We start from the raw sequence: 7431 nt of genomic DNA on the forward strand, positions 1-7431 counted from the left end.
GCACCGCTCAGCGACGCGGGCGGCTGCCCCTCCCTTTTTTTTTAGAAATTCACGCGAAAGCGCAGGCCATAGCTGCGGGCGTCGTTCAGGAATCGGATGTTCAGCGACGACCCCACCAGCGCCTTTTGCGACACTTCCTCGTTCAGGAAATTGCTCGCCCAGGCTTCGAGCCGGAAGTTGTCGATCGTATAGCCGATGCCGAGATTGAGCGTCGCATAGCCCTTCTGCCGGTCCGGGAAGCCCGCCGCGAAAGCGCTCTGGCGCGTGCCATCGAGGAAGACGATGTCGGCCTCGTTGAACTGGCTGAGATAATAGGACGAGCGATAGTTGAGCAGCGCCTGCCAGTCGAGGCGGCCCGGCCCCGCGTCGAACCACTGCGAGAGCCGCGCGCTGATGTTCATTTTCGATGCGAGCGGCAGCCGATTGCCGACGAGGCTGATCAGCGGCGAATTGCCGCCGGCGCCGAAATCCTGCGCGCGCGCGTCGGCCACGGTGCCGCGGGTGATCTTCGTATCGAGATAGGCGGCGTTGATATCGAGTCCGAAATGGCCCGGCAGCTTGAAGCGCATCTCGGCTTCGGCCCCATAGATGCGCGAGGCGCCGATGTTGCGGTTGACGAGCGAATAGCCGTTGCAGACCGGCGGGTTCTGCGTGCTGTCGAGGTTGATGCAGGTCAGATCCTGAAAGACCTGGTTGGTGTAGTCGTAATAGAATCCGGTCAGGTTGAACACCGCGGGACGGCCGAAGAAGTCGAAGCTGTTGCGGCTGCCGATTTCATAGACGAGCAGCTTTTCCGGGCTGAAGGTCTCGGGGATCGGCGATCCGTTGAAGCTGTCGTTGAAGCCGCCCGACTTATGGCCGGTCGAGACCTTCGCATAGAGCATGTGGTCATCGCTCAGGTCATATTCGAGCCCGACCCGCCAGTCGACGAAGTCGAACTTCGAGCTGCCGATCTGCTGGCCGGGGATCGTTAGATTGGCGTAGCTGAAGCCGCCGTTGGTGTTCGACGGGTTGAGCGCCGGGCAGTTGACGAACCCGTTGTCGATGTCGGGCCGGTCGGTGCAGGTGCCGTTGGGATTGGTGCCGTTGGCGATCGCCCCGATCTGATCGATCAGCGTGTCGCGCCGGCCCGGCGTCTTGATCCCTTCGATCAGGAATTGCGCCATGCCCTGCGGCGTCGTGATGTTGCTGACGTCGAAATTGGGCCGGTCGAGCAAGGCGGGACGGAAGCCTTCGGTGCCGACGCGCGTCGCAAAGCAGCAGGCATAATCCTCGCCGCCGAGGGTCAGCGCCCAGTTGCCGCCGATCCCGTACCGCGACTTCTTTTCCTTGGTGTAGCGAATACCGGCGAGAAAGCGCAGCCGGTCGGCAACGTCATAGGTCCCGTCGGCGTAGAAGGCATAGCTTTCGCCGTTGACGTCGGGCATCGTGAATTCGGTCGCCGAGTAGCAGCAATAGCCGCGGTCGGCGAGCGCGAGATAGCCGACGGCCTGGTCCTCCTTGAAATAGAAGGCGCCAAGGTTCCAGCGCAAGCGCTGGTCGTCGTTCGCGAACAGGCGCGCTTCATAGACCTGGCTCTTCGACTTGGTCTGCCAGAAATTGCCCGAATAATTGTCGTACTGGACCGCCGACAGGTCGCGGCCGGGATAGTCGATCCCGTCGCTCGATGCGTTGACCTGATAGAAGTCGACCGAGCGATAGCTGCCGGTCAGTTCGGCGCCGAAACTGCCGAAATCATAGTTGATCTTGCCCTGGATGCCCCAGAGTTCATTCTCCATGTCGCCCTGCAGGCCGCGATAGACGACATGTTTCAGATCGAGCTTGTCAGGCCGCAGACCGCTTGCCACGACGGCGCTGAAGATGTTCGCGCCGGGATAGCCGGTGCCGGTTTCCTTGCCATAGTCGCCGACGATCGAGATGCTGAGCCGGTCGCTCGGTTCCCAGAGCAGCGACAGGCGGCCCGCATAATTTTCCTCGAGCCCCGCGGGCTTGAGCCCGCTTGCCGGCGCGCCGGTCGAGACGTTTTTGAAGCCATAGTCGCGGTTGATGTAATAACCCGCCGCGCGGATCGCGAAGGTGTCGCCCAAGGGAATATTGATCGCGCCTTCGGCACCATAGGATGAGCGGTTGGCGATCTCGGCCTGCGCATAGCCGCCGAATTCGCCGAGGCGGGGCTTTGCCGTGATGATATTGAGCGTCCCGGCGAGCGCGTTGCGCCCATAGAGCGTGCCCTGCGGCCCCTTGTTCACCTCGACGCGGTCGAGGTCGTAGAACATGAGCCCGAGCCCGCGCGGACGCGGGATATAAGTGCCGTTGAGATGCGGCGCCGCGCCCGGGTCGCCGAGTTCGGTGTTGTTGGCCGAACCGACGCCGCGGATGAAGATTTCGACATTGCCTTCCTGATTGGCGATGCTGAGCCCCGGAACGGCGACCTGCAACTGGCGAAGCTCGGCGATGCCGTCCTGGCGCAGTTGATCGGCGTTCAGCGCCTGGACGACGCCCGAAACATCCTGCGAATTTTCCGCGCGGCGGTTCGCCGTCACGATGATCTGGTCGCGATCCTCGCTTGCGCCCTCGCCCGTTCCGGCATCCTGCGCATAGGCCGGAGCCGCCGCAGCCGTCGAAAGCAGCGCCAGAAGCGCAGTGCGCGTGAATTTACCCCTGTTCATGTCATCCTCCCTGTTCCGACTCTTATTTGCATGCAAGCTGCGGCCCCGACGGCGAGACGATGCGCGCCGCGGACAAGATGAGATCGAGCGTTCCCGACGTGGCGAGGCTCAGCGGCGTTTCGACGCGCGTCATGTCGACCCCCGCTTTCTCGAAACAGCGGAGCGGCACCGCGATCCGCGTCCACTTTCCCGTCTTCGCCGCTTCGGCGAGCACGGGGCGGATCGGAAAACCGCCGGCGCAGCGCGCGCCGCATCCCATTAAAAGGCTCACGTCGGCCGAAGGCGGCGCATCGACTTTCAGTTCGAGTTCCAGCGCAAGGTCGCCGTTCGCCTGGCGCGAGAGATCGACGGGCGCATCCTGGACGATCGCCGCGACCGCCGGCCCCGCGCCCGTCCAGCGCAGGCGCACCGAATCCTCCTGCGCGGCGCGATCGGCGGCGCGGGCTTCGATGAGGTCGGGGCCGGGATTGGTCGACAGCGCGCCGGGCGCGCCGAGCAACAGACTCCGCCCTTTTCCCGGCTTGCCGGACGCGAAGAGCAGGCCGGGATCGGCGGCCGCCGCATTCGCCCGCTCCTCGGGCACCGGGGCAAGGTCGCCCTTGTCGGCGAAAGTCAGCCCGAACCCATAAGGGAAAAGCGGATCATAATCGGCATCGCCGACATTGACGTCGGTCTGGTCGCTCGACCGCGGCCAGCTGTACGGCAGCTTCCCGCGAAAATCGGCTTTTCCGAACAGGACGTCGGCGACGCCGCCGCCCTCGGACCCCGGGAGCCAGGCCGCCACGAAGGCATCCGATGCGTTCAGGAACGGATTGACCCACATCGCCCGGCCCGAAAGGAACACCGCGACCGTCGGCACGCCCGCCGCCTTGAGCGATCGGAGAAGCGCCAGATTCTTCGCATCGTCGTATCCGACATCGGGGCGGTCGCCCTGAAATTCGGCATAGGGTTCCTCGCCAAAGACGACGATCGCGACGTCGGGCCTCCGCGCATAACGGCCGTCGACCGCCAATGTCGCGGCCCCGCCCGCCGCCCGCACGTTCGCGTCGATCCCTTCCCAGATCGATTGCGCGTTCGGAAAGTCGCTGCGTTTGGTGCCGGTGCCCTGCCAGCTCAGCGTCCAGCCGCCGGTCTGCTTGGTCAGATTGTCGGCGCCGTCGCCCGCCACCAGGACATTCGCGCCCGGCTTCAAGGGAAGCAATCCGCCCGCGTTCTTGAGAAGGACGAGCGATTCGCGCACCGCTTCGCGCGCCAGCGCCCGATGATCCTTGCTGCCGAGCAGGTCGAATTGCCCGCCGTAGGGCCGCAACGAAGGCTTTCCCGCCTCGAACAGCCCGGCGCGGATCTTCACGCGCAGGATGCGCCGCACCGCGTCGTCGAGCCGCGCCACCGGCAGCGTCCCGTCGCGCGCATGCGCGAGCGTCGTCCGATAGAGCTCCTTCCAGCTGTCGGGCGCCATATACATGTCGAGCCCGGCGATCGCCGATTGCGGGCAATCGGTCGTAGTACAGCCCGCGACCTGGCCATGGCCGTTCCAGTCGCCGACGAGGAAGCCGTCGAAGTTCCACCGCTCCTTCATCACGCCGGTCAGCAGCGAGCCGTTGCCGTGCATCTTGGCACCGTTCCAGCTCGAAAAGCTGACCATCACCGACTGGACGCCAGCGTCGAGCGCGGGAAGATAGGGCGGGCTGAACAGGTCGCGCAATTGCGCCTCGGGCATCCGGGCGTCGCCCTGATCCTTGCCGCCCGCCGTTCCGCCGTCGCCGAGGAAATGCTTGGCCGTCGCGATGATATGCGGGCCGCGCAGCCAGTCCTTGTCGCCGATCCGGCCCTGAAGCCCCTCGATCAGCGGGGCGGCATAGCTCGCCGCGATCTCGGGCGTTTCGCCGAAGCCTTCATAGGTTCGCCCCCAGCGATCGTCGCGCACCACGGCCAGCGTCGGGGCGAAGGTCCAGTCGAGCCCGGTCACCCGCATCTCGATCGCGGTCGCCGCGCCGATCCGGCGGACGAGATCGGGATTCCGCGCCGCGCCGAGACCGATGTTGTGCGGGAACAGCGTCGCGCCGATGACATTATTGTGTCCATGAACCGCGTCGCTGCCCCAGATCACCGGAATCCGGGGGAGCTTGCCGTCGGGCTTCATCGAGGCGGCATAAAAGGCATCGGCGGCGGCAAGCCAGTCCTTCGCCGGGGCATTATAATGCCCGCCGGGGTCAGAGTTGCCGCCGTTGAGCACCGAACCCAGATGGTAGCGATAGACATCGTCGGGGGTGACGCTGGCGATGTCGGCCTGGATGATCTGGCCGACCTTCTGTTCGAGCGACATCGCCGCGATCAAGGCGTCGACCCGCTGCTCGACCGCGGGGTCGCGGGCGACCGTCGCCGTGCGCGCCGGCCACATGGCCGGATGGGCCGCACCGGCGCCCGCTTCGGCGGCAGCGGCACGCGCCGCCGGGATTTCAGCGAGGAACGGCGAAGCGAACGCCATCAGCGACGTCGCTCCAAGCGCCATGGCAATGCCGCGCGGCAGATGCATTTCCCCTCCCATCCCGATAGTTGTCAACGTTTACCGATTCTCGGTCAACGTTTACCGACGCTGATCGACAGAAGTCAAGCGACGCGCTATGAGAAGCGCGCGCCGGGGGCGTTGAAAAGGTATTCAAGGCATTTATCCCACTGATCGGAGGGAGAAATTTCAAAAAGATCGACGATCATCGACGTCGCGCGGATCGCGGGGGTGACTCCCAAGACCGTCTCGCGCGCGCTCAACGATGCCCCGCATGTCAGCGAAGCGGTGCGCCGCAAGGTCAAGGAGGCCGCGGCCGCGCTCGACTATCATCCCAATATCGCCGCGCAGAGCCTCATCGCGCGCCGCTCCTTCCTGATCGGCCTGACATATGAACGCCCGAGCCCGAGCTATGTGGTCGAACTGCAGAACGGCGCGCTGAGCCGGCTCGAGAACGGGCGCTATCGCCTCGTCGTGCTTCCCTTCAATCATGTCGCGAGCCGGCCCGACGAGCTCGGCAAGCTTCTCCTGCGCGCCGGGCTCGACGGCGCCCTCCTCGCGCCGCCGGCCTGCGATCAGCCCGAACTGCTCGACATTCTCGATCGGCAGAATTTCCCCTATGCCCGCATCACACCGCACCACGATCTCGATCGCGGCATCATCGTCGCGATGGACGAGGTCGCGGCCGGGCAAGAGGTCGCGGCGCACCTGCTGGCGCTCGGCCACCGGCGCATCGGCATCATTCTCGGCGACCCCTCGCATGCCGCGAGCAAGGGCCGCATGGAAGGCTATCGGCAAGCCTTCGGCGAAGCCGGCGTCGCGATCGATGACACCTTGGTCGTCACGGGCGACTTCACCTATGACGTCGGCTATCGCGTCGCGCTCGACCTTCTCGGCCGGGTTCCCCGCCCGACCGCGATTCTGGCGCAGAACGACGACATGGCCGTGGCGGCCATAGCCGCGGCGCGCGATCTCGGCCTGACGGTTCCCGGCGACCTCTCGGTCGCAGGCTTCGATAATTCCGAAGTGTCGCGCACCGCCTGGCCCCAGCTCACGACCGTCAATCAACCGGTGCGCCAGATGGCGTGGGATGCCGCCGATCGCCTGATCGCCGCGCTCGACGGCGCGACGGAGCCGGCACCACCGGTCCGCCGTGACCATCCCCATGAACTGCTCGTTCGCGCGTCGACGGCAGCGCCACCCGATTAGCGAAGCCGCACGCGCCGCTCATTCCGGCGGAAGCGGCGGATTCGCGAATTCGATGAGTTCGCGCACCTGTTCGGGAAACCAGGTTCCGGCGCGCGGTGCCGTCATGCCGCGCTCGGGATCCGCCGGACCCGCCGTGCCGCGAAGACATTCGCCGTCGGATTCGCCGGGAATCTTGATCCAGAGGAAGGCATCGACATAGGGGTTGCCGCTGTCGAGCGCCGGTCGGCGTCCGAGCCCGCGCTCCGGCGGATTGCACCAAACTTCGGCATCCCGATATCGGCCCGCGGGCGGTTGCCACGACCCCCGCCCGTTGCGGCTCGTATCGATCACCGCATGTTTCTGGCGGGCCGGGTCGCGTTTCAGCCCCGCGCGTTCGAACAGCCGGTCGTAAGCCGCGTCGGTTTTTCCCCATGTCGAAGGATCGTCGAACGCGGCGGGATGATATTGGCTCGGACAGGCGCGGGGATCGAGCCCTCCTTCGGTCACGAGCGCGAGGCAGTCGCTGACCCAGCGGGCATAAGGAACGACGCGTTCGTCGCTTTCGAAATTGGAGACGTTGAGAAAAAACCCCTCCGCCTTCGCGACGTCGGCCTTTATCAGCCGGCTCGCAATCTCCCCCGGTGCAAGCCAGCTGCTGCCGGTGCCGTCGAGATACAGGCGTACGCCCGGCAGGGCAGAGAAGATATCGACCGCGCTCCGCAATTGATCATAGCGCCGTCCGGCCGCCGATTCATCCTGCCCTTCCGGCCGGCAGGCCTCCTCCTCGCCCGCTAGCGTCCGATGCCATGGAATGACGCCGAGCCCGTCGGGTTCGAGGACCACGATCGCCGCGCGATCGCCGATGCCGGCGGCAAATCCGCGAATCCAGGCAAGATAGGCGCGGCCATCCGCGGCGCCGCCCGCCGAATAGAGGGCGCAGTCGCGATAAGGGATATTATAGGCAACGAGCACGGGGAGCCGCCCTTCGGCGGCCGCCCGGTCGACGATGTCGCGCACCCGCGCCTCGACAATCTCCGGCGTGCCATAGGCGAACCAGGTCGCCGAGGG

General features: G+C 65.7%; 4 protein-coding genes. 1 reads left to right on the forward strand and 3 read right to left on the reverse strand.

Going from position 1 to position 7431, the window contains the following annotated elements; genetic code table 11:
* Positions 1–41: 41 nt before the first annotated feature.
* Positions 42–2669 (reverse strand): TonB-dependent receptor, encoded by a 2628-nt coding sequence (locus VHO04_RS16245; protein WP_329629277.1) that lies wholly within the window; start codon positions 2667–2669, stop codon positions 42–44.
* Positions 2670–2691: 22 nt separating this feature from the next.
* Positions 2692–5205 (reverse strand): exo 1,3/1,4-beta-D-glucan glucohydrolase, encoded by a 2514-nt coding sequence (locus VHO04_RS16250; RefSeq protein WP_329629278.1) that lies wholly within the window; start codon positions 5203–5205, stop codon positions 2692–2694.
* 177 nt (positions 5206–5382) lie between these two features.
* Between VHO04_RS16250 and VHO04_RS16255 the strand changes: the two genes are divergently transcribed.
* A complete protein-coding gene (locus VHO04_RS16255) occupies positions 5383–6384 on the forward strand; it encodes a LacI family DNA-binding transcriptional regulator (protein ID WP_329629283.1) in 1002 nt (333 codons plus the stop codon).
* An 18-nt stretch (positions 6385–6402) separates the two neighbouring features.
* Here VHO04_RS16255 and VHO04_RS16260 read toward each other — a convergent pair.
* A partial coding sequence (locus tag VHO04_RS16260) for a glycoside hydrolase family 6 protein (protein WP_329629279.1) occupies positions 6403–7431 on the reverse strand: 1029 nt, incomplete at its 5' end.

This window comes from Sphingopyxis sp., from assembly GCF_036261875.1.
GTDB lineage: Bacteria > Pseudomonadota > Alphaproteobacteria > Sphingomonadales > Sphingomonadaceae > Sphingopyxis.